Source organism: Oribacterium sp. HCP3S3_B9 (assembly GCF_052064255.1).
Lineage (GTDB): Bacteria > Bacillota > Clostridia > Lachnospirales > Lachnospiraceae > Oribacterium.
In genome coordinates this window covers 1-23,821 of the sequence record NZ_JBQHVY010000024.1, presented here as the reverse complement: position 1 = coordinate 23,821, position 23,821 = coordinate 1, and the positions used below count along the sequence as shown (strand labels likewise).

Sequence of the window (23,821 nt, the reverse complement as noted above, 5' to 3'; positions counted from 1 at the left end):
CCTCTTGTACATTAGATTCTTATAACCGCCCGGGTTGATAAGTAGTATCAATGTACCGTGAGGTATCTTTTTATGTCAAACCCGATCTACTTTGAAGATTACAGGAAGCTTAGATCATCGCTTGTCTGATCTGAAACATCGGTATCATCCTCTTCGCTTATCTCAGCGGGAACATCGCGTCCGTCGTTGACAAAGGAAATATGAAGCAGCTCGTCCATCTGTTCCTGGCTGGCAAATTTGAAGTTCCATCGTTCCTCCATGAAATGAAGAAGCTTTATGCCGCGTTCATAGATTTTCTGTGCATCCCAGTCAGCTTCCTTGCTCACTTCGATTTCGGAATGAGAACCGTTGTAATATCCGCGTTCTTTCTTCTCTTCGAAACTGTCATTCTGAAGCTTGGAGTTGATACTCTTAGACAGCGGCAGCAGATTCCCAAGCGATGCAGCAAGATAACGCATCTCTTCATCATTGCCGATAAACTGTCTGAACTGGTTTCTCCAGTAAAACTTTGTCGGTGTCTGCGGTAAAATGTGCTCCACGGAAACCTGATCCCGAACGACCTTCGTTAAATCGGCCCATTGTAACTTCTCAATCTTATATTTGGATACGAGTGAATACTCATATTCATAAAGGAAATACTTCAGATCTCTCCAACTATAGAATCCGTCCCCAGAAATGAAACGTTTGTCCATCTTGGTACCGAATACCTGAAGCGCACCAGGAATATCTCCATCTGTGATTTTATTCAGTAGCGCAGTCACTTCTGGCAGCTTCATTTCTTTTCTGTACACCTTACGGGTATTCCGGTAGAACTCGCTGCTCTGATAACTTGACTGATACATAGCCAGACGGAAGTCAATGAATATGAATCTCTCAACAGCCTTATAAAAAGCGATTCTTTCGCCTGAAGTAGCACCGACGCTTGGAACCAGTGATACGGTCACAAGCGGTCTAAAATAACCAATGCCTATGCGATTCAGTCTTCCAATCCAGACCTGCTCTTCTTTTGTTATGGACGAACATTCATCCGGATAAAAAGAGTAATACCAGTATTCAGCTGTTTCATTGAGGCTATTTACATAGTCAGCAATCTCTCTGGGCGCGAGAAATCCCGGCGTGCTCTCATTGATTTCTGGTTCCGAACTTTCCGAAGGATCATCCACTTCATCTTCATCGTCGGTTGCCACAGGAACCGTATCATCCTCTTCCGGTGCAGCAGCATCGGCAGAATCCAGAAAAATATTCTTATGTGAGAACTTCCTCAGCAGGAACTTAATGTAATCATCGCCTTTCTTCCTAGAATAAGCGAAATACATGATCCAATGTGCTCTCAGAAACTCATCGTCTGAGAGTGGCGCATTCTGATTCCTGCCAAGCTGATAATAAACTTCCTTCCATGCTTTATTAATCTTCTCGCGGAGCGCCGTCTCATTGATCTCATCCAGGATTGATCTGTCGTAAAGGGTCGTAAGATAAATCAGTCGGTTCTTCAGAAGTTCAAGGTTCGTCAGGCGCTTGCCCCGGTTGTTCATGGTTTCGAAGGCGACAAAAACGTCGTAGTCGTCCTCGATCTCATGGATGTTAAACATGAAATGGAGCGTCAATTTCCGATAAAGATCGGCCAGTCCGTCCTTCCCATGCCTTCCATAAAAAGTCGCTATTTCATTCGAGAAGAATTCCTTGGCATATTTCAGGTTCTTTGTGTAATACGTTTCTCTGAGCGTACCACCATATTTTTCACCGAGAATCTTATGTTTCAGATATTCCGCGCTGGGATTGTCGTTCTCATATCCGAACAAATAGGTGATTACAAATCCTTCTGGCGGCCTTTTCCGACAGATATACTTTGCCTTAATATCCTTTATGTTCTCATACCCCAGATAGATACTTTCATCTGCAGCGTCAGCATTCTCTGGCAGGTTACGGACAAACTCAATGATCTCGTTAAGAAGAATCACAAAAGTCGTAAGCCTCTGCTGCCCATCAACAATCTGATATGGTTTAAAACCGCTATCCAGAAGCCACTGGTCATCAGCATCGAGTTTCTTTTTCTCGTCTCTGTTCATCGCCTTCATGGAGAGCAAGCCAGTATAATGATTGCGATCCGTTTGAAGATTCAGAAGGTCCTCCCAGAAATCGCGAAGCTGAGGATCCTGCCAGGCATAACCTCTCTGATAGTCCGGTATTCTAAAAAGCTTATTCTGAAAAATCTGAGATAATGACTGTAATTCGTTCATACCTGTGCTTCATTCCGTCCCTTCTTCTCGTTTCTTATATGTCAGTTCGATGTCGTATCCGAGCTTCTCCATCATCTGGACAAAGGCCCGATTGACAATCTTGTCCGGCATCTTGATGAGCCTGCTGACATACGATGCAGAAGTTCCGACTTTATCTGCGAGCTCCGCCTGCGTGGTCTGTTCTTCCACGCACTTCACTTTCACATCAATCTCTATATTATTCTTAAGCATGCTGTTAACCTCGTAAGTTCAACTGAATTTCACTTACAGTTAAATTTATTATACTTCATCCTAGCAATCTTTAACATTCCTATTTGGTAAAAAGCATAAAAAAAGCAGCCGGATCATCTCCGACTGCCTCAATATTTTTTCGTCTTATGCATCTACCGTTATCTCCAGGCCCGACTTGAACTTGACTACAAGCGCCTCGTCGTACACGGTGATCTTCTCGATCAGCCGTCTAACCAGCGCATCCGAATATTCCGTAATAGCCCCGGTCTGCTCATCCAGGAAATTTGAAAGGTCTTCGATACGGTCCGTCACATCTTTATGCATGGCAGCATCCGTCATAACCTGTTGCCTTTCTTCCCTGAGCTTCATGATGGCCTCGCCGATCTCGGCGATTTTGTTCTCGTCCTTTCCGACTTTCAGAAGTTCTTCCTGCTTTTCTTTTACCGCAGTATCGATCTCAGCGATTTTTGCATCTGTGTCTTCCTGCAGAACTGCTCGAATGTTCTCTTTGAGCTGAGGAAGAATCTCATCCTTCCTTGACCAGGCATCATTGATCGCCGTAACAACCGCCGCCTGGATCACTTCTTCATGGACCGTTCGTGCCGGGCAATGAATGCCGCTTTTCTTCTTGTTTACCCGGCTGACGCAGCGCCATACCGTCGACTTGCATCCATGATTGTTCCACTTGATTCTTCGGAAGATGTCGCCACAGTGCCCGCAGATGATAACGCTGGAAAGCGCATACTTTGAACTATAAACTCGTTTCTTTCCTCCCTTAATAATGTTGGCGCGTCTGTCGATCTCAGCCTGAACCCGTAGGAACACGTCTCTGTCGATGATTGCTTCGTGGCTTCCTTCCACATAGTACTTCGGCACCTGACCATCGTTCTTGACACGCTTCTTTTCAAGAACGCTCACCGTGTAGGTTTTCTGCAGGAGCGCATCTCCGATGTACTTCTCATTGGTGAGGATCTGACGGATATTGCTGACTTCCCATTTTTTATTTCCGGCGCCGTTCAAAATGCCGTCTGCCTCAAGTCCCCGCTTGATCTGAAGAAAGCTCGCGCCGTCCATGTACTCGGCATAAATTCTTTTGACAATTTCTGCCTGTTCAGGGACAATGACCAGCTTGCCATTTTCATCCTTGGTGTATCCGAGAAAGCGGTTATGGTTGACCTGAACCTTGCCTTGCTGGTTCCGGAACTGGATGCCGAGGCGGACGTTTGCCGACAGGGATTCCGATTCCTGCTGGGCCAGTGCCGCCATGATCGTCATGAGCACTTCGCCCTTTGCATCCAGAGTGTTGATGTTCTCTTTTTCAAAGAAAACGGCAATATTCAGCGCTTTGAGCTCTCTTGTGTATTTCAGGCAGTCAACCGTGTTTCTGGAGAATCGGCTGATGGACTTGGTCAGGATCATGTCGATCTTGCCGGCCTTGCAGTCATCGATCATACGGTTGAACTCGTCTCGCTTTTTAGTGTTGGTGCCGCTGATACCGTCGTCCGCATATACCTCGACAAATTCCCATTCCGGCTTGCTCTTGATGTAGGTTGTGTAGTGCTCGACCTGAACGTCGTAGCTGGATTCCTGTTCTTCATATTCAGTCGATACACGGCAGTAGGCAGCCACCCTTGTTTTCTGGACTTTGGTTTCCGGCTTCTGCGTTCCGACTTTCCGTATCGCCGGAATGACCGTAATATTCTGTGCTAATGGCATTTACTTGCTCACCTCGCTTATGATCAGGCTGTAAGCATATTCAGCCTGCTTTACTGCATCGTCGTATTTCTTTGGCACTCGCGGCATGAAGAACTCTGTGTAGATTGGCGACTTCTTGATCGCTTTACCTTTTCGTCTGTCCCTGCCGAGCGCTTTCTCTCTTTTTTGTCTTTCTGCTTCAATCTTATCGAGTGTCTCCTGCATAAAGATAGCCGGGTAAAAATCATCGCCCAAGTACTTCTTGTTCTGCAGCAAGCGTTTGACGCCGCAATGTTTCATGGTGATTCCCGCATCTGCAGCAGCCGCTACATATGACATCCCGCTCAGGTAGTTGTCGCAGATCTTTCGGAGTACGGCTGCTTTATCCTCATCGATAACAGCCTTGCCGTTAACGATCTTATATCCATATGGTGTATGTTCCATTTCTATATCCTTTCCCGGAAGACCGGGCCGCACTTCATGGCAAATCCGATCTCCGTCCTGCTGTAAATGATGATGTGGTCCACATGCTCTGTGAAAAGCTCGCCGTCGAATGTTTCCAGCTGATTTCCTTTTGCCGTGTAGCGCAGGAGATTTGTCAGCGCTTCCTGCTGGTCATATCCGCCGGCCATCCTACTGGAAAGTGCATCCTTCTCATCCTGGAGGCGTTTTTCCTTTTCAAGAAGTGCATCATTTTCCTCAGCATAGACAGCCGGGTCCAGAAGGCTCTTACTGAAGAACTGCAGGATTTGTGCCCTGCGCTCTGTATTTTTTTCAAGAAGCACTTCGATTTCATCCAACCGATCAAGTGCTGCCTGATCGCTCCCTTTGACATACATCTGCTCATAGGGAACCAGGACCTTGCTCCGTGCAAATGTCAGCTTGTTCATCATGTTGACGAATGCCGCCTTGACCGGTTCTTCCTTGATAGATTTCATGCTGCACTTGTTCTTGTCCCTGACATGCGTATCGCAGGCAAATCCGAACTGGCTGTCCAGCTTCACCCGTTTCCACTTGCCGCCACACTCGCCACAGATAATCTTTCCCGACATCGCATATCGATGGTTGTACTTCTCCGTATCCTTCTCTATGCCTTTTTCCAGGGCGTTCCTGTCTAGGATGGCATTAGCGGCATCAAAGTCCTCGTGGCTGATGATCGCCTCATGATGGTCCTTGGCCATATACTTGCTCTTCTCGCCATGATTGATGTGCCTGTTGAATCGGTCGTCCGTGTAGGTCTTCTGGAAGATGACATCGCCCGTGTACTTCTCATTACGGATCATGCCATTGATAACGTTGCCTTTCCATTTGCTTCCCCGCTTTGTAGGAATTCCCCTCTGGTTCAGTTCCTTCGCTACACTTGCTGGAGACTGGCCTGCAAGGACTGATGCAAAAATATATCGCACCGTCTCTGCCTTATCTGGTTCCACCACCATCTTGCCGTCTTCATTTCTATAGCCGTATGGCGGATAACCGATCTTGAATGTTCCGTTCATGAAGCGCTTTTGCACACTCCATGTTTCATTGTCTGAAATCGATCGGGATTCGCTCTCTGCCAGGCTAGCAAGAATGGTGAGAAGAAGCTCTCCATCCATTTTTTCCGTGCTGATGTTCTCCTTTTCAAAATAAATGAAGATGCCCTGCTGGAATAGTTTTCTGATGATCTCGATGCTGTCGACCGTATTCCTGGCAAGTCTGCTGATGGACTTTACAACGATGTAATCAATCAGCCCCTTATCACAGTCCTCAAGAAGCCGCTTCAGACCGTCGCGCCGATCCATTTTTGTTCCGGAGATACCCTCGTCAAAATATAGTCCGGCAAATTTCCAATCGGGTCTTGCCTTGATGTACTTCTCGTAGTGGTTCTTCTGTGTTTCCAGACTGACCAACTGCTTATCAGAGTCCGTCGAGACCCTAGCGTACGCTGCAACGCGCAGCTTCTTTTGCTTGGTGCCTGCTGCCTCAATCTTCGTTATTCGTTTCATGGTCTCACTTCCTTTCGGATTGGGGTAGTACATACATCACTCTAAAAGTCAGTGATATCAAGTTATTTTCGCCCCGATCTTCGATAATAATGGCGAGAAAGACCGCCTGTTTTGGACCATGATTTTGTCAAATTCATCCTGGGAAATAAGGCCATCGTTCAGAAGATTTCTTGTCATCTGCTCCGCCAGAAGATAGTCGTATTCGCGCTGCATTTCCGCATTGGTAGGTTTTGGAATATCGCTGTACGAAATGTCTCCATCTACAATCTTTGTTACCTGCATAGAAAAGCACCTCCTACCAGGTAGCCCCGGCAGGAGGTAAAATCTGACGTTTCCTTAGTCTTTCATATAAAAATCGCAAACATATCCATCAGCCCGAAGGACAAGTCCGCTGGCCCAGGGAGGGACCCGTCCCATCTGCTCGCAGATCGCTTTAAGGCTGACTCGCGGATCTGCTTCAATAATGAGCTCATCATGGACGTGAGCGACAATGCTGCAGCACCGAAGGGTCTTCATGGCATACATCAGGATGTCTCTTGATGTACCCTGAACAATATTCTCGACGAACTTCGGACCGTAGCTTTCGATCCGTTCCCATTTCTTTGTGCTGCCTACGCCTTCATAGGTGACAGACTCGCCGCCGAAGCGGTTCTGTCCGATGCGCGGCTTCACATAGCAGAGGTTTCTTCCAGATGGAAGCGTGATAAAGAGCATGCCGCTCTGATAGAAGAACTTGATGCCCTTCACATCCTGCGGTTTCCTTTCCCGGATCACCTTCTTTACGGCGCGGTCCACTTGCCACCAGAACTCCACGATATGCGGATTAGTCTGCCTCCAGGCATTTACAAGCGGCTGCAGCTCTTCTTCGGCAAGCCCCATGTCGATAGCGCCCATTGCCTTGAGTGCTCCGACCGAGCCGCCATAGCCAAGCGCGAGCTCTGCAATCTTCCCTTTCTGTCTCAGGTGCCCGTTCACGCCGTGCTTTTCAACCGGCACCTTGAACATCTGGCTGGCCGAAGCACAGTAGATGTCGCCGCCATCCTGAAATACCTTGCTGCGCCACGTCTCGCCGGCAAACCAAGCAATCACCCTCGCCTCGATCGCGGAGAAATCTGCCACATAGAACTTCATGCCTTCAGCCGGAATAAAAGCAGTGCGGATCAGCTGAGAGAGCGTGTCCGGAATATCATCGTAAAGAAGATCCAGTGCTTCCGTGTTTCCACAACGTACCAGTGCTCTAGCTTCAGCAAGATCGCTCATATGGTTCTGCGGAAGATTCTGCAGCTGCACGAGCCTTCCCGCAAAACGGCCAGTGCGGTTTGCACCATAGAACTGAAACATGCCCCGGCACCGGCCGTCCCTGCATGTGGCATTCTCCATCGCCTGATACTTCTTGACCGACGACTTAGCAAGCTGCTGCCGAAGTTCCAGCGCCTTTGATACATCTCCGTCCGTTTCATCAATAAGAGAAGCGACCACCTTCTTTCCAAGAGTCTCGGTCTCAAGGCCATTATCCGAAAGCCAGGATTTCATCTGAACCACGCTGTTTGTGCGCATTGGGGCCAGGCACCATAAACTCGAGTTTAGAATATTTTAACAAAAACTTAACGGTGCCTGGCCCCAATGTCAAATAGCAAAAGATCATTCCGAAGGACGATCCTTTGCTCCTTCGCTGAGCTCTTTGCTTCTATCATTGCAATAACTTTCTCCGCTAGGTATAATCAAAAAGGTCATTCTACAACCTCAAAGAAGGGATTTCTATGATAGAACAGCTCATTGCCGAAGCAACAGAATGTGATTTCAAAGTTGCTCTCGAAACAAAAAAGCCAAAAAGCTGGTTAAAAAGTGTCAGTGCCTTTTCCAATGGAATCGGCGGCACTCTGTTTTTCGGAGTCTCTGATGACCGGGAGCCTATCGGCTTGTCCGATGTTCAAAAGGATGCTGAAGCGATCAGCCGCTTAATCAAAGAACGTATCACACCATTACCGCAGTTTATCTTAAAGCCATTGCAGGAAGATGGTAAAAACCTGTTGGCTCTGGAGGTTTCTCCTGGCCGCAGCACCCCATACTATTACAAGGCAGACGGAGTGATGGAAGCATATATCCGTGTTGGAAATGAAAGCGTAATTGCACCTGATTACATTGTGAATGAACTGATCTTAAAGGGAACCAATCAGTCCTTTGACACCTTAACAACAGAAGCTGTGAAAAAGGATTACAGCTTCACACTCCTGGAGGCAACCTATCTGGAACGAACCGGCCTCCGCTTCGAGTCATCCGATTATGTCTCTTTCGGTTTGGCTGACAAAAATGGGTTCCTGACCAATGCCGGAAAGCTCATGACCGATCAGCACACAGTTTATAACTCCCGTATGTTCTGTACCCGGTGGAACGGCTTGGAAAAAGGCTCTATCTTTGATGATGCGCTGGACGATAAAGAATACGAAGGGAATCTGATTTATCTACTGAAAAGCGGCAGTGAATTTATTCGCAATAATTCCAAAGTCCGTTTTGTCAAAGAGGCACAGTATCGTGTAGACAAGCCGGATTATGCTGAACGAGCTGTGACTGAGGCTCTTGTCAATGCGCTTATCCATCGTGATTATATTGTGCTTGGCAGCGAAATCCATATTGATATGTTTGATGATCGGGTGGAAATCACATCTCCTGGCGGCATGTTTGGCGGCGGCTCAATTCAGGAATACAATATTTACAGTATTCGTTCGATGCGACGAAACCCTGTGATTGCTGACCTGTTCCACCGTATGAAGTACATGGAACGCCGTGGAAGTGGCCTGCGCAAAATCGTCAGTGAAACTGAAAAGCTGCCTGGATACACAGCGGCATATAAGCCTGAATTTTCCTCAACAGCGACAGATTTCAGAGTCATCTTGAAAAATGTAAACTACAACATGTGCGGTGCTTCCGTACATGATGCCGCACATGATACAGCACATGATACAGCACATGATGCCGCGCATGATACATCTGTGATCAGCAAGCAAAACTTGCTATTGAAATTTTGTGCAGATCCTAAAAGTCGAGATGAAATGCAAGCATATATTGATGTTTCCAGCCGTTCTCACTTCAGCAAATATTACCTCAAGCCTTTATTATCTTCTGGTAAACTTGAAATGATGTTTCCAGACAAGCCCAAAAGCAAAAATCAGAAATACACTACCGTTCATTCCAAATAACCAAGAAGCAGGGCATTGGGTCTCATCTCCCATTGTCCTGCTTCTTTTCATTCCAAATAATCCTTATGCATATCAGGACTAATCGGCACTTCCATCTCAACCCGGAAGTCTCTCTTTTTTTCTTTCCTAAGTCACTTTTTAGTTAAAAGAGCTACCGTCTCCACGTGTACCGTTTCCGGGAAGTTATCCACCGGGCGGACATGGCGGAGCTCATAGCCGGCGGCGCGGAGGTACTTCACGTCGCGGGCGAGGGTCGCGGAGTCGCAGCTCACGTACACGAGCTTTTCCGGAGCCATCTGGACGATGGTATTGAGGGCCTTCTCATCGCAGCCCTTTCGTGGCGGGTCGACACAGACGACGTCAATGCACTCGTCCGGGTGTGCTTCATACCAGGCCGGGAGCACTTCTTCGGCCGCACCGACGTAGAACTCTGCGTTCGTGATGCCATTCAGCGTCGCGTTCTGGCGGGCATCCTCGATGGCCTCCGGGATAATCTCGACGCCATAGACCTGCTTCGCCTTCTGGCTTAAGAAAAGGGAGATCGTACCGATACCGCAGTAGAGATCCCAAACATTTTCCGTGCCCTGAAGGTCGGCGAATTCGAGCGCCGCGCCGTACATCTCTTCGGTCTGCACCGGGTTCACCTGGTAGAAGCTGAGCGGTGAGATGCGGAAGCGGACCTCGCCGATGGAATCTTCGATATATCCAGGGCCATAGAGATGCACGATCTTCGTCCCCATGATCACATTTGTATTTTCCATGTTCACGGAGAAGCTCAGGCTGTCCACATGCGGGCACTCCTTCGCACATCCGTTCCTGTCATCCGCTGCTCTATCCACATCCGCAGCGCGGCGATCCGACGTATTTCCGCCATTTTCCACCGTATCTGCAGAATCCGCGCTGCACAGCGCAGTCATAGCGCCCGTCTGTCCACCATGCCCACAGAGCTTCTCCACCAGCGCCTCCTGGTGCGGGAGGCTCGTGCCGTTGATGACGAGGCAGACCATGTGCTGGCCGGAGCGGAAGCCCTTGCGGCAGAGTACATGACGCACGAGGCCTTCGCCGCTCTTCTCGTCGTATGGGTCGATGCTGTAGTCTTCCATCCAGGTGACGATGGCTTCCAGTATCGCCTTATTTTCTTCGACGCCGAGGAGGCAGTCCTCACAAGCGATGACGTCATGGGTCCGTCCGGCATAGAAGCCGGCGATGATCTTTCCGGACTTGTCGCGGCGGATCGGGTACTGCGCCTTGTTCCGGTAGCGAAACGGGCTTTCCATGCCGACGATCGGCTGGAATACCTCGTCGAGAAGCGCCTGCGGCACCTCGCCGATGCGAAGCAGGTTGTTGTAGACCTTCTCCTGCTTGAAGTGGAGCTGTGCCGGGTAGCGCATCTGCTGGAGCTGGCAGCCGCCACACTGACGGGCGATCGGGCAGGCCGGGGTCTCCCGCGCCGGGCTCGGCGTAACGAGCTTCACGAGGCGGGCAAAGCCGTAATGCTTCTTCACCTTCGTCGCGGCGGCGATGACCTCATCACCGATGACCGTATCCTTGATGAACCAGACGAACTGGCCCTCGGTCTTTCCGATGCCGAGTCCCTCGCTGGAATAGTCTGTAATTGTGACCTGAAACTGCTGATTTTTTTCCATAATTCTATCCGCGCGTCTGCGCTCTTCGATGCCTGCACGTCCGATGCTCTGACGCGCGTCCTGATGTTTCCATATACTTCATGAAGCAGGTGCGGATGCACCTGCTTCTCATAGTGTAGCACTGTTCAGCTATCTGCTGCCAGTCTCCTTACTCTTTCGTCTTCACACGCCGGATCTTCTGTACCGAAAGCCAGAGGATGCCGCCGAGGGCAGCGGCTGCGAGACCCCAGCCCCACCATGGCATGTGCTCGACATTATAGCAGCGCACATTGACCCACATGCTGTTGATCGCCTGGTTCTTCGCATCATCGAAGTACTGCATGATGCAGGTGCGGTGGATGTTTTCGGTGCTCGGATACTGTGCGCCGAGCTGCCGGCGGGTCTGCTCCTCCGGAACGGTCAGCACATAATCCGGATCTACGGTCTCGTCGTCGCCGGTGAAGAAGTAGGTCACATCGTACGGTACGGTATCCTCCTCGCCTTCCTCCGCGCCATAGTTCCAGTCGAGGTACTCGAGGATACGCGGATCATCGCCACCGGATACGAAGGAGGTGTAGCCGATGTAGTACATGTTCCGGATTGCATTGTCCGGACGAGACAGGAAATTGATCCACGCCTCGGCCGCCTGCTGCTTCGCCGGATCATCATGGATGCCGTTCTTCAGCATGATCCAGCCATCGAAGTAGATGTTGGACGCCTCATCCGGCATCGCAAACTCGAGCTTGTAACCATCCTCCTCGGCCTGATCCATGGTATAGACGGCGTCACCGGACCACTGGTAGTTACCCGCCACCTTTCCGGTCACCATATCGGCCTTACCGGAATCAACCTCGAAGCTGTAGACATTGTCCTTCATGCCCTGCAGCCAGTCCTGTACACGGTCGATCATCTCCGGCGAGGTGTCGTTTAAGCGGCTCTCCAGCTTCTCCTTATAGTCCGGGTCCGCGAGAAAGGCTTCACTCGTCAGCTCGTCGTGGTTCAGCGCACCGACCGCGGCGAAGTAGCACTCACGCACACTGTCCTTGATGGTGACGCGCTTCCGGAACTTCGGATTCGTCAGCACATCCCAGGTGGAGGCCTCCTCACGGGTCATCAGCTCCGGGTTATACACGATGCCGGTGACGCCCCACATATAGCCGGCGGCATAGCGACTCCATGGCTCGCCGTGGATCTCGTGGTCCTCGAAGATCTTTCGAAGATACGGGGACACGCCCTTGATGTAGTAGTTATGCTCGTCCGTCGTGTCGAAGAAGTGCTCGGAAAGCGGCTGAACCTTGCCCTCACTGATCAGCTTCATGAACATGTACTCGGACGGGCAGATGAGGTCGTAGGTGTCGCCGAGGGTCAGCATGTTGTAGAGATCCTCGTTGGTACCGAAGGTGGAGTACTCGACCTTCACCTTCTGACCGTAGGTCTCCTGGTACCAGTCCTCGAAGTCCTTCACCAGCGAATTTTCACCGAGGATATCCCCGCTTGGGAGGTCAATGACTTCATCAGCGTTCCACCCGCCCTGGTCGATGTACTCCTCCCAGTTGCAGACGCGCAGCGTGATGGTATCGTCGGACTTCGGGGCAGCGAAAGCCTCGAGGGTGCCGAGCGATGGAAGGAAGGAACTCAGTGCGAGGCACCCCGCCGTGAGAAGGGCGAGCGGCTTCCGGCTGCGATCGCCGACTGTCTGGCGCATGCCGTGTACTGTCCGGCGCGTGCCCGATGGAAGCATTGACCTGCGATAGGATGTAAACAGTTTATCCATGTACCGGCTCCTTTCTCTTCTCCTCCTGGATGGCACGGTAGTTTCCGACGGCCACCACCAGAATCACGATGAGGAAAATCACCGTCGACAGGGCCCAGAGTGCGGTCTTGATCGTCGTCTGGGAGCCCTTCGTCGCGTTCACGACGTAGGTGCTGATGGTATCGAACATCGCCGGCTTCGTGTAGGTCGCGATGAAGTAATCGTCGAGGGACAGAGTGATGGCGAGGCCGAAGCCGGAGACGATGCCCGGCATGATCTGCGGGATCACGACCTGCTTCAGCGCGCGGAACGGCGTGGCACCGAGGTCGAGCGCGGCCTCATAGAGGCTGGAGTCCATCTGCTGGATCTTCGGCATGACATTCAGGAACACAAACGGTGCACTTAAGGTCACATGGCCGATGAGCAGCGGGATGTAGGTATCCTTGCTGATGCGCATGACGACGACCATCAGTACACAGATGGAGAAGCCGGTCACGACGTCGGCGTTGATGACCGGAATCTGATTCATCGTGCTCATCGCGGTCTTCACGCGCTCCTTCGAGTAGAAGGCGCCGATGGCACCGAGGCTGCCGAGGATGGTCGCGATCAGCGCCGAGGTGAAGGCCAAGGTCAGGGTACCGAAGATCATCGTCCGAAGCTCCTCGGTCGTGAAGAGGGTCACATAGTTCTGAAGGGAGAAGCCGCGGATCGTACCGATCGTCGTGGCGTCGGTGAAGCTGTAGACGGCGAGGATCAGGATCGGCAGATACAGAAGGAGCAGCATCGCCACGAAAAATAAGGATTTCCAGAGCTTTTTCATCACAGTACCGAGCCTCCTCTCCGGTGGTCGTCCTCACCCGTGCCGGTCAGCAGGGTGAAGAGGCAGATAAATGCCAGCAGGATCAGTGCGATCATGGAGCCTCCGTGCCAGTTGTACGCAGAGAAGTAGCTTCCGATGAGCGATCCCATGATATAGGTGCTGTTGTACAGCATGTCGAGCACAACATAGTTCGTCATCGCCGGCAGGAAAACCATCGAGATACCGCTGACGACGCCCGGCATCGAGAGCGGCAGGGTCACCTTCCAGAACGCCGTCTTCTCATCCGCGCCGAGATCAGCGGCGGCCTCCAGCAGGGAGTGGTCGAGTCGTGAAATCGTCGTATAGATCGGAAGGATCATAAACGGCAGGAAATCATAGCTCATACCGATGACCGCATTGAGAAACGGATGCATCGCGAGGTTGCCTTCAAGGAAGGTCAGCACCTCCTTCAGTGCCGTGATGCGCAGTGAGAAATTGATCCACATCGGCATCACGAAGATCATCACGATGACCGACTTCGCGCGGAAGTGGCTGGTCGCGAGGATGTACGCGAGCGGATACGCCAGCAGGACGCAGACGATGGTCGTCACTGCAGCGATCGCGAGGCTGTAAAACAGGGTGCCCACGGTGTTCGGATTCGTGAAAAAGCCGATGAAGTTCATCAGCGTGAACTGTCCGGAGCCGTTCGTGAAGGCATAGTAGAACAGCACCGCCAGCGGTGCAATCACAAACAGAATCAAAAAGAGCATATACGGGATGCCCAGATTTTTTCTGGAGAAACGCATAGATCGGCTCCTTTCTACTTCTTGATCGTAAAGCTCATCTTCTCGGTCGGCATGATGAGTCCGACACGGTCACCCATGTTCCAGAGGTCCTCATCGTAGACGGCGAAGTCCTGCTCGAGCTCGGTGTGGATGATGTAGAGGTAGTGGGATCCGAGGTAGATCAGGTTACTGATGTTGCCCTGGATGAGACCCTCCTCCTGGTTATCGGTCATGTCGATGTCCTCCGGCTGGATGGACGCCATGACGCGGATACGGCTGAGGTCGATGACTTCACCGTTCGCGTCGATGATGGTACCGTCCTCCTGACGCTTGCCACCCTTGATGAGCTTCGTGAGGCTCGCGTGGAGCAGCTGGCCGTTGTACTCGAGACGATAGTCCTTGTTGATATCTACCTGGAAGGTATTCGTATGATCCTCTGCGATCATGATGTGAATGCCGTCCGGCTCCAGGCATATACCTACGCGGTCGCCGACATTGGCCGCCTTCGTGGAGCGGGCCACGATCTCGTTCTTTCCGGACTGGATCGTGATTTCGTAGTGCATGCCCTTGAAGATCACGGCAGTCACGACGCCACGGATGGTACCGTTCTCCGGCTTCGTGATCTCGACATCCTCTGGACGAACGACGGCGGTGATGTGGGTGCCCTCCGGGACATCATCGACGCACACGAACTCACCACCGCAGAAACGGGTGGTCAGCTTCCCGGTCATGATGCCGCCGAAGATGTTACTCTCTCCGATGAAGTCGGCCACGAAGGCGTTCTTCGGCTCGTTGTAGATGTCCTCCGGGGTGCCGATCTGCTGGATCTCACCCTCACTCATGACGACGATCTTGTCGGACATGGTGAGCGCCTCCTCCTGGTCGTGGGTGACGTAGATGAAGGTGATGCCGAGCTTGTCATGCATGGCCTTCAGCTCGATCTGCATCTCCTGACGCATCTTGAGGTCGAGCGCGCCGAGCGGCTCATCGAGGAGGAGGATCTCCGGCTCGTTTACGAGTGCACGTGCGATGGCGATACGCTGCTGCTGACCGCCGGACAGGGTCGACACACTGCGGTCCTCGAAGCCCTCGAGGTCGACGAGGCTCAGCATACGCTTCACCTTCCGATCGATGACGTCCTTCGCTACCTTCTTCTGACGGAGGCCGAAGGCGATGTTGTCATAGATGTTCATGTGCGGAAAAAGCGCATAGCGCTGGAAAACCGTATTGATCGGACGCTCGTATGGCGGAAGTGAGGTGATGGACTTTCCGTTCAGGAGGATCTCGCCCGAGGTCGGGATGTCGAAGCCTGCGATCATCCGAAGGGTCGTCGTCTTCCCACAGCCGGACGGGCCGAGGAAGGTGACGAACTCGCCGCGCTTCACTTCGAGGTTAAAATCATGTACGGCGATGAAACCGTTGTCGTCGTACTGGCGCATCACATGCCTGAGCTCGATGATGTTCTCGCTTTTTACTGTTTCGTTTCCCATAATTCTTTCCCTTTATATATAAATAATATATGCGTTCAGTGTAGTGGGGACTCGGAGGGGCGGCAACGAAGGCACAGTACTCCGAGACCGGTGAAATCTAAGCCGGGTCCCCATTTGCTTGAACTGTAACTGAAACTTAAAACTCCGGCGGCGTGCTGATCCAGAGGAACTTCGCGGGCTTCGCGCTCGGATTCTCGATCCGGTGGACCTGCGTCGTTCGGTAGTAGAAGCTCTCTCCGGCCTTCACCGTGTAAACCGCCTCCCCGAAGTGCACCCGGATCTTCCCGTTCATGACATAGCCGAACTCCTCACCGGTATGCGGCTTATCCTCTTCGAGTGTCTGATGCGGGGCGAGTGTAACCAGCAGGGGTTCCATCTCGAACTTCTGCGCGGTCGGCACCAGCCACTTACGGCAGTTGCCCTGCTCATCCACCTTCTCGAAGCAGTCTGCTCCAGTGAAGACGATCTGCTCCTGCGTCGATTCCTTGAAAAATTCACCGGGCGTCGTCCCGAGGCACTCGATGAGATCCATCAGCGTCACCACCGACGGCGACACCTGCCCCCGCTCCAGCTGCGAAATAAAGCCCTTCGTCAGCTCCGTCCGATCCGCCAGCTCCTGCTGCGTGAGACCGTTTCGGTTCCGGAGATTCTTGATTTTCCGCCCGATCTCGACGTTCACCTGCTCTGCTGCCATGAGCGCTTCCCTTCCTGTGTATAACATGATAATTTCGTCTTCCGTCCCAGCTGATTCGCATCGTAATCCTGCAAAACCATGTCATGTACACACTAAACTTTTTGCTAAACTTGCAATATGCTATCACTAAACTTTTAAGCCGGAATTCATTATACTATAACTAAACTTTTAATCAATTAATAATTGACTTTTTACAGAAAAAATCGAACAAACTTGCAATGCAGCCCTATGGAGATCCAGATGGGTGGCGCGGTGGACGTTGCTGGTACCGGTCGCATAGCCCTTTACTATGGAAATCTGAATGGGTGGCACGGAGGGGCTCCCGGCCCATACTGTCACATTCCTATCTAATATGGTTTGATTTTGAAAATACTGGATACGTTTTTTGACCATAATCATCGAAATTGATTGTGAAGTATCCACTTTTAGGCGATTCCAAAAATATTGGATACGAAAAGCTTTATTTCATAAGAGCTCTCCGGGGTCTGGTATCCAGTATTTAAAAAAAGAAGTTATATTGGATATCTGCTTAAAGATATGTTTCTTAGAAGCACGAAATACATATCCACTATTTGAAAAATCGAGGAAGATTGGATAGTACGCATATATGCGTATGCCTGATTTTACGGAAAACTATCCAATAAGTGCCCAATCTCGAAATCCTGGATATTTTAGCTCTGTGTGCAAAAATGGTAAACGTTGCTGAAAGTATCCACGATTTCGAAATCCGTCGGTTATTGGATAGTGCCATCCATCTTTATCTAATTCCCCCACCCCGGGATTTTACGTGCATGACGCAATGGAACGTTGCGAGATGCCTTCGCTTGTGTTAGTATGGGCGACAGTGACGCGTATCCATAGACGCGCCCGGAACCTGTGATGATTTCCACGAAAAAGCGATGAGGATACCGTACCCCTCATCCGACGATGAGAAATCGTTGTGTTATTTAGAGCTATGGATTAGAAAGAATACATAAATGGAATTTAACGAGTTTTTCAGAGAACAGAACGCATCCACCCAGAACGGCGGCATGCGCTTTATTGAGAGCTTCTATGACGGCATGCGGGTAGCGGATATCTACCTCGTAAAGACGAAGAACGCTGCGCTCACGAAGAATGGTAAGGAGTACCTGAACGTGACGCTGCAGGATCGCACCGGTCAGGTGGATGCGAAGGTATGGGAGCCAAACTCCCCGGGCATCGCAGAATTCGATGTACTCGACTACGTCTATGTCGAGGGCAATGTCACCGTTTATAATGGCAGCAACCAGCTGAGCATCCAGCGCCTCCGCGTGGCGAAGGAGGGCTCCTTCGATCCGAAGAATTATCTTCCGGTGTCCGGTCGTCCGATTCCGGAGATGGATCAGGAGCTGCAGCAGATGATCAAGTCGGTGAAAAATCCGTACCTGAACAAGCTGCTCAATATGATCTTCCTCGAGAATGAAGGCTTCCATAAGGAGTTCATGCAGCACTCTGCCGCAAAGTCCGTACACCACGGCTACGTCGGCGGTCTCGCAGAGCATACCCTGTCGGTCGCAGCCATCTGTGATTTCTATGCGAAGCATTACCCGGATCTGCACCGTGACCTGCTGATCACCGCGGCGCTCTGCCACGACATCGGAAAGGTGCAGGAGCTGACCGCGTTCCCACGCAACGATTACAGCGATGTCGGACAGCTGATCGGTCATATCGTCATCGGCTATCAGGCTGTTATCAATACGGCAAAGAAGATTCCGGATTTCCCGGAGACCCTCGCCGCAGAGCTTGGTCACTGCATCCTCGCGCACCATGGTGAGCTCGAGTACGGCTCCCCGAAGAAGCCGGCACTGATGGAGGCGATGGCACTTTCCTTCGCCGACAACGTCGATGCGAAGCTCGAAACCATGCGCGAAGCCATCGCTGCCGCAGGCAAGAATGGTAAGGCACCGGACAGCAACGGCTGGCTCGGCTTCAACCGCCTCATCGACTCAAACCTTCGAAAGACCAGCGACCTTTCATAAATCATAAGTGAACGAAACGCTGTCACACAGAGGATATCCTCTGTGTGGCGGCGTTTTTTGATATTGCAGTCAGAAATGAATCGGCGAGGAGCCCCGGAGAGTCGGTAACTGCAGCCATACGGAGAGGCCGTGTAAAATCCTCATGGAATCATCGTGCGCCGACCGTCAGCTTATACTCGACCTCACTGTACTCGGAGCCGCGCTGGCGCTGCACCTTCACCTTGATGTCGTCGCCGACCTCGAGCTCACCGAGCACCTTACGGAACGTCGGCATGTCATCGATCTCGCTGTCGTCAATCATGGTGAGGACATCCCCGCTCTGGATGCCTGCATTGAACGCCGGCGAACTCTTATCGCACTCCTCGATGTAGAGGCCGGCCGGAAGTCCTGCACGGGCCATCTCGGACGTCACCTCCTGCGCATGGAAGCCGAGGTACGGGTACGCGATGCCATTCGACAGCTTCTGGATCTGTGCGAGGAAATCCGTCGCGACCGCGATGCGATGATAGCCATCCACCGTTTCCCCGAGGCGGCTACTCACCCAGCCGATCAGCTCGCCCTTCGTATTCAGCACGAAGGCCCCGCTCTCCGGGCTCGCATGAAGATCCGCGATCATCGCGGCGATACTGCCATCGATGTAGGATGTGTTATAGCTGATGGACGAAATCCTGCCGGTCGTGCAGGACGGATAGCTGCCATCCGGGGCCCCGACCGCGAGGAGCAGGTCTCCACGCTGCAGGCGGCCTGCATTGCCGATGGTGATCGTCCGAAGCTCGTGACGGTCCTTCGCGCTGAGCGTGTGCTGGGCGATGGAAACCACCGCGATCCCATCCGCCTGGTCCTGTGCCTTCAGCTGTGCTTCATAGGAGGAACCGTTCACACTCACCGTGATCGCGTCGTTCTCCTTTATGATGTCCGCAGAGGTGAGCACCAGAAGCTCGTCACCGGTGCGTGCGATCAGGATACCGGCGGCCTGTCTGCCGGACTCCACCTCCATGCCGAACATGTCGGTGCTGGTCACGCGGCTCTCTACCTCGACGAGGCTCTGCTCCGCCTGCTGCGCGACATGCTTGAGCGCCGCGTTCAGCTTCTCGTAATCCGCCACCGTGTACGCATAATCTGCGAGCTCCTGCCGCACGATGTCCTCGACCGGGCTCGTCTCCGGCTGGGCACTCACTTCCGCAGCCTGTGCCACTTCTGCAGTGGACTGTCCGACTTCCCCGGATGCCCCTGCTGTGGTTTCCGCTTCGGATGGAGCACTGCCCCCGGCTGTACTCTCTTCCGGAAGTGCAGCACCGCCCTCCGAAGCGCTCACTTCCGTTTCCAGGACGACGGCCTCGCTCTCCATCGGATGCAGGCGCTCTCGGATCTCCGGCTCCAGGCCACCGAAGACAGCGGCGCTGACGGAACCAAACAGAAGTGCGGAAATCAGCACACGTGCATAGTGCCGCGTGCGCTTCTTCCAGTCTCCCTTCCGACCTACGATATTTTCTTTGATAAAGTCTTTTTCTGCCATAGCACAATTATAACCATGAAGATATTTTCACGCAAGAAATTTGCCTTCATGTGCTATACTGATAGGCATGAATGAAAAAGTATTACACACACTCGAATTTAATAAGATTAAGGATCGCCTGACAGACTGTGCGAGCTCCCAGGAGGGACGCAAGCTCGTCCAGGCGCTGCTGCCATCGACGGATCTCGCAGAGATCGATCGAAACCTCGCGGAAACCGACGCGGCCATGCTCCGTATCGGTCTCTATGGCACGCTTTCATTTTCCGGCGTGAAGGACGTCCGTGACAGCCTGAAGCGGCTCGAGATCGCGGCTTCTCTGTCCGCGGCAGAGCTGCTCTCCATCAGTGGCGTGCTGACCGTCGCCGGTCGTGCGAAGGCCTATGCCCGTGACAGTGAGAAGACACCGGAGGCACCGAAGCCGGTGCCACGGGCGGTGCGTTTAAACGCCCACTACACGAAGAATCAGCCGGATCCGGAGAAGCTCCGGGAGGACGCGGCAGACGATGCACTGTCGCCGTACTTCCGTGACATCGAGCCGCTCTCTCCGGTCAATAAGGAAATCGTCCGCTGCATCCTCTCGGAGGATGAGATCGCCGACGACGCAAGTGCCGGTCTCTTCAGCGTACGTAAGAAAAAGCATGCCCTGGAGGAGCGCATCCACACGACGCTGAACGGCATCCTGAACGGCAGCCGTGCCCTGCTGCAGGACGCGGTTATCACCATGCGCGATGGCCGCTACTGTCTCCCGGTGAAGGCGGAGTATAAGTCGAGCTTCTCGGGCATGGTCCACGACCAGAGTGCGACGGGATCGACGCTCTTCATCGAGCCGATGAACATCGTCAAACTGAATAATGACATCCGTGAGCTCGAGGCCGACGAAAAGAAGGAGATCGAGAAGGTCCTGGACACCCTGTCCGGCTCCCTGATGCCTTACACGAACGAGATACGTCGGAACATCGAGATCCTCGCGCACCTCGACTTCGTCTTCGCGAAGGCGAAGCTGGCGGCCTCCATGCGGGCCACCCGTCCGGTGCTTAACGATCACTACTACATCAATATCCTGCAGGGCCGTCATCCGCTGATCGACCCGAAGAAGGTCGTGCCGATCACGGTGTACCTCGGAAAGGAATTCGATCTTCTCGTCATCACGGGACCGAACACCGGTGGTAAGACCGTGTGTCTGAAGACCATCGGTCTCTTCCAGCTGATGGGCCAGTCCGGTCTCTTCATCCCGGCCGCCGAAGGCTCGGAGCTCGGTGTGTTCGAGGAGATCTTCGCCGACATCGGTGACGAGCAGTCCATCGAACAGAATCTGTCGACCTTCTCCGCGCACATGACGAACACCGTCCGTATCCTGAGCGAGGCCGACAGCCACAGCCTCTGTCTCTTCGATGAGCTCGGTGCCGGTACCGATCCGACCGAGGGTGCGGCGCTCGCGATGGCGATCCTCAACTTCCTTCATAATATGAAGACACGGACCGTCGCGACCACCCACTACGCAGAGATCAAGGTCTATGCCCTCTCCACCGAGGGCGTCGAGAACGCGAGCTGCGAGTTCGACGTGAATACCCTGAGCCCGACCTATCGTCTGCTGATCGGTGTCCCTGGTAAGTCCAATGCTTTCGCCATCTCACAGAAGCTGGGCCTGCCATCCTACATCATCGAGGATGCGAAGAGCCGCCTCGAGAACGAGGATGTCAAGTTCGAGGATGTCATCGCGAGCCTCGAGGAGAGCCGCGTGACCGTCGAGCGTGAGCGTGAGGAGATCGCGCGCTATAAGGCGGAGATCGAGGAGTATAAGCGCCGTGCGCGGGAGAACTCCCGCGGCGTCGAGAAGGGCCGTGACAAGATTCTCCAGAAGGCCCGTGAGGAAGCCGCACAGATCCTGGCGGATGCCAAGGAAACAGCGGACTCCATCGTGAAGGAGCTCCGGAAGCAGGAGCAGAACGGTGCGGCAGTCTTCGAGGCCGACCAGACCCGCTCCACGCTGAATAAGAAGCTGCGGGAGACCCAGGCGAGCCTCTCTGCCGCACAGAAGGTAAAGGGACCGGCCCAGCCAGTATCGGCGAAGAGCCTCCGCATCGGCGACACCGTCCATGTGGCTTCCATGAACCTGAACGCCACGGTCTCGACGCTGCCGGATCGCAACGGTAAGCTCTATGTCACCGCCGGCATCATCCGCACCCAGGTATCGGTGCGCGATATCGAGCTCGTGGATACCGGAAAGGTATCCGGCCCTGGTCTCGAGCCGACGAAGAAGGGAAAGAAGTCTCATGCCGGCAACATCCGCATGCAGAAAACGATGAGCATCTCTCCGGAGATCAATCTCATCGGCCAGACCACCGCAGAGGCGATCCCGGAGCTGCAGAAGTACCTCGACGACGCCTACCTCGCGCATCTGCCGCAGGTCCGTGTCGTCCACGGACGTGGTACCGGCGTGCTCCGAAAGGCGGTGCATGCACAGCTGAAGAAGCTGAAATATGTGGATTCCTTCCGCCTCGGCGAGTTCGGCGAGGGCCAGGATGGTGTCACGATCGTCATGTTTAAGAAGTAAGGGCGCGCGAGTGCCTGCGATCGATGCGCGCAGGAACCCCCGGTGAAGAAACACCGGCGGACGGGTGCCTGCGGCAGCGTCGGAAGCATTGGCTTAAGAACGAGGAGGAAAGCCGGATGGCGGAGAAACAGAAAATTCTGATCGTGGATGATGACGCTTCGATTTCGGAGCTCATCTCCCTCTATCTCGAAAAGGAGATGTTTGATACACGCTGCGCCGCGGATGGCGAGGAGGCGCTGCAGCTCTTTCCGGAATACCAGCCGAATCTTGTGATTCTGGATCTGATGCTCCCGGGCATCGATGGCTATGAGGTCTGCCGGCGGCTCCGGGCGAGCTCGCAGGTGCCGGTCATCATGCTGTCAGCGAAGGGCGAGACCTTCGATAAGGTGCTCGGGCTCGAGCTCGGCGCGGACGACTACATGGTGAAGCCGTTTGAGTCGAAGGAGCTCGTGGCGCGGGTGAAGGCGGTGCTTCGTCGCTACCAGCAGGCCCAGGCGCAGGTCAATGCTGCCGTCGATGCCGCACTCTCCGCCCAGCAGGCGAAGGCAGGCACAGGGCTCACGATGAATGGTGCCGCGGGCGCGGCTGCTGCGGGCTTCGCGAAAAACGGCGGCGTCGGCGCGGCTTCACCGCAGGCACGGATGGGCGCGGGCTTCCTCGATACGACGGGGCTTCCGGCAGCGGATGCCGAGGGCAATATCACCTTCCGGGCGTACGCTGAGGGCGACAGCGGCTCCGGCGAGCTGTACACCTACAACGGGCAGACCGGACAGCTGCATCGCGGTGGTACCGGCGCTTCGGACGCGCGGGCACATGCGACGGATATGCTCGATGCCTACCGGAATGGTGACTACATCGAGTATAAGGATCTCATCATCAATAAGTCGAATTACGCGGTCTACTACAGTGGTCATGTCGTGGAGATGCCGCCGAAGGAGCTCGAGCTTCTCTACTTCCTGGCGTCCTCACCGAATCAGGTCTTCACGCGTGAGCAGCTCCTCGATCACATCTGGGGCTATGAGTTCGCCGGGGATTCCCGGACGGTCGATGTGCACATCAAGCGGCTGCGCGAGAAGCTGCCGGGGAATCCGGACTGGGAGATCTCCACGGTCTGGGGCATCGGCTACAAGTTCAGAGTGATATGATAAACAGAACCCCGGAGGGCCGGCAGCAGATGTACTGTGCCTAGGCTGGCCGGCCTCCCGGGTTATGTTCTTATGTCTATTGGACCTCGTTGCTGGCATTCGGTAGTGTGAAGGT

The 23,821-nt window shown here is 53.2% G+C and carries 16 protein-coding genes and 3 pseudogenes; 5 read left to right on the top strand and 14 right to left on the bottom strand.

The window, feature by feature from the left end:
* Positions 1 to 98 precede the first annotated feature (98 nt).
* The 7 genes and pseudogenes from ACTNC3_RS10425 to ACTNC3_RS10395 all read right to left on the bottom strand — a co-directional run.
* Positions 99 to 2,237 carry a DUF262 domain-containing protein gene (locus ACTNC3_RS10425; protein WP_441227390.1) on the bottom strand — a complete coding sequence of 713 codons (2,139 nt, stop codon included), beginning with the start codon at positions 2,235 to 2,237 and terminating at the stop codon, positions 99 to 101.
* Positions 2,238 to 2,246: 9 nt separating this feature from the next.
* Positions 2,247 to 2,468, bottom strand: coding sequence for a helix-turn-helix domain-containing protein (locus tag ACTNC3_RS10420; protein ID WP_441227389.1), 222 nt, complete (start codon positions 2,466 to 2,468; stop codon positions 2,247 to 2,249).
* Positions 2,469 to 2,612: 144 nt separating this feature from the next.
* Positions 2,613 to 4,184 (bottom strand): recombinase family protein, encoded by a 1,572-nt coding sequence (locus tag ACTNC3_RS10415; protein WP_441227388.1) that lies wholly within the window; start codon positions 4,182 to 4,184, stop codon positions 2,613 to 2,615.
* On the bottom strand, positions 4,185 to 4,607 hold the full coding sequence (locus tag ACTNC3_RS10410; RefSeq protein ID WP_441227387.1) for a recombinase: 423 nt from the start codon (positions 4,605 to 4,607) through the stop codon (positions 4,185 to 4,187). It abuts the gene before it with no gap.
* Between the two features lie 2 nt (positions 4,608 to 4,609).
* On the bottom strand, positions 4,610 to 6,148 hold the full coding sequence (locus ACTNC3_RS10405) for a recombinase family protein (RefSeq protein WP_441227386.1): 1,539 nt from the start codon (positions 6,146 to 6,148) through the stop codon (positions 4,610 to 4,612).
* A gap of 57 nt (positions 6,149 to 6,205) precedes the next feature.
* On the bottom strand, positions 6,206 to 6,430 hold the full coding sequence (locus tag ACTNC3_RS10400) for an SHOCT domain-containing protein (protein ID WP_441227385.1): 225 nt from the start codon (positions 6,428 to 6,430) through the stop codon (positions 6,206 to 6,208).
* A gap of 54 nt (positions 6,431 to 6,484) precedes the next feature.
* Positions 6,485 to 7,696, bottom strand: a pseudogene (locus tag ACTNC3_RS10395) (DNA polymerase); the annotation flags it as partial.
* Positions 7,697 to 7,908: 212 nt separating this feature from the next.
* On the opposite strand from ACTNC3_RS10395, the gene ACTNC3_RS10390 reads away from it, so the two are divergent.
* Positions 7,909 to 9,345, top strand: coding sequence for an ATP-binding protein (locus tag ACTNC3_RS10390; RefSeq protein ID WP_441227384.1), 1,437 nt, complete (start codon positions 7,909 to 7,911; stop codon positions 9,343 to 9,345).
* A 131-nt stretch (positions 9,346 to 9,476) separates the two neighbouring features.
* On the opposite strand, the gene rlmD is transcribed toward ACTNC3_RS10390, so the two are convergent.
* The 6 genes from rlmD to ACTNC3_RS10360 form a co-directional block, all read right to left on the bottom strand.
* The gene (gene rlmD, locus ACTNC3_RS10385) at positions 9,477 to 10,991 is read right to left on the bottom strand and encodes a 23S rRNA (uracil(1939)-C(5))-methyltransferase RlmD (RefSeq protein ID WP_441227383.1); all 1,515 of its coding nucleotides are present in this window, start codon (positions 10,989 to 10,991) and stop codon (positions 9,477 to 9,479) included.
* Between the two features lie 148 nt (positions 10,992 to 11,139).
* On the bottom strand, positions 11,140 to 12,744 hold the full coding sequence (locus tag ACTNC3_RS10380; protein WP_441227382.1) for an ABC transporter substrate-binding protein: 1,605 nt from the start codon (positions 12,742 to 12,744) through the stop codon (positions 11,140 to 11,142).
* Positions 12,737 to 13,543, bottom strand: coding sequence for an ABC transporter permease (locus tag ACTNC3_RS10375; protein ID WP_441227391.1), 807 nt, complete (start codon positions 13,541 to 13,543; stop codon positions 12,737 to 12,739). The genes ACTNC3_RS10380 and ACTNC3_RS10375 overlap by 8 nt, the downstream gene beginning before the upstream one ends.
* Positions 13,543 to 14,328 (bottom strand): ABC transporter permease, encoded by a 786-nt coding sequence (locus tag ACTNC3_RS10370; protein ID WP_410044051.1) that lies wholly within the window; start codon positions 14,326 to 14,328, stop codon positions 13,543 to 13,545. The genes ACTNC3_RS10375 and ACTNC3_RS10370 overlap by 1 nt, the downstream gene beginning before the upstream one ends.
* Positions 14,329 to 14,342: 14 nt before the next feature.
* Positions 14,343 to 15,797 carry a polyamine ABC transporter ATP-binding protein gene (potA, locus tag ACTNC3_RS10365; protein ID WP_441227381.1) on the bottom strand — a complete coding sequence of 485 codons (1,455 nt, stop codon included), beginning with the start codon at positions 15,795 to 15,797 and terminating at the stop codon, positions 14,343 to 14,345.
* Between the two features lie 136 nt (positions 15,798 to 15,933).
* Complete coding sequence (locus ACTNC3_RS10360; protein WP_441227380.1) at positions 15,934 to 16,491, bottom strand: cupin domain-containing protein; 558 nt, start codon at positions 16,489 to 16,491, stop codon at positions 15,934 to 15,936.
* A gap of 1,031 nt (positions 16,492 to 17,522) precedes the next feature.
* On the opposite strand from ACTNC3_RS10360, the gene ACTNC3_RS10355 reads away from it, so the two are divergent.
* Complete coding sequence (locus ACTNC3_RS10355) at positions 17,523 to 18,491, top strand: 3'-5' exoribonuclease YhaM family protein (RefSeq protein ID WP_410044054.1); 969 nt, start codon at positions 17,523 to 17,525, stop codon at positions 18,489 to 18,491.
* Between the two features lie 148 nt (positions 18,492 to 18,639).
* On the opposite strand, the gene ACTNC3_RS10350 is transcribed toward ACTNC3_RS10355, so the two are convergent.
* Complete coding sequence (locus tag ACTNC3_RS10350) at positions 18,640 to 20,007, bottom strand: S1C family serine protease (protein ID WP_441227379.1); 1,368 nt, start codon at positions 20,005 to 20,007, stop codon at positions 18,640 to 18,642.
* A 67-nt stretch (positions 20,008 to 20,074) separates the two neighbouring features.
* Between ACTNC3_RS10350 and ACTNC3_RS10345 the strand changes: the two genes are divergently transcribed.
* The 3 genes and pseudogenes from ACTNC3_RS10345 to ACTNC3_RS10335 form a co-directional block, all read left to right on the top strand.
* Positions 20,075 to 22,561: an endonuclease MutS2 gene (locus ACTNC3_RS10345; RefSeq protein ID WP_441227378.1), complete on the top strand. Its 2,487-nt coding sequence runs from the start codon at positions 20,075 to 20,077 to the stop codon at positions 22,559 to 22,561.
* A 116-nt stretch (positions 22,562 to 22,677) separates the two neighbouring features.
* Positions 22,678 to 23,047, top strand: a pseudogene (locus ACTNC3_RS10340) (response regulator); the annotation flags it as partial.
* A 359-nt stretch (positions 23,048 to 23,406) separates the two neighbouring features.
* Positions 23,407 to 23,706 (top strand): annotated as a pseudogene (locus ACTNC3_RS10335) (winged helix-turn-helix domain-containing protein); the annotation flags it as partial.
* Positions 23,707 to 23,821 lie beyond the last annotated feature (115 nt).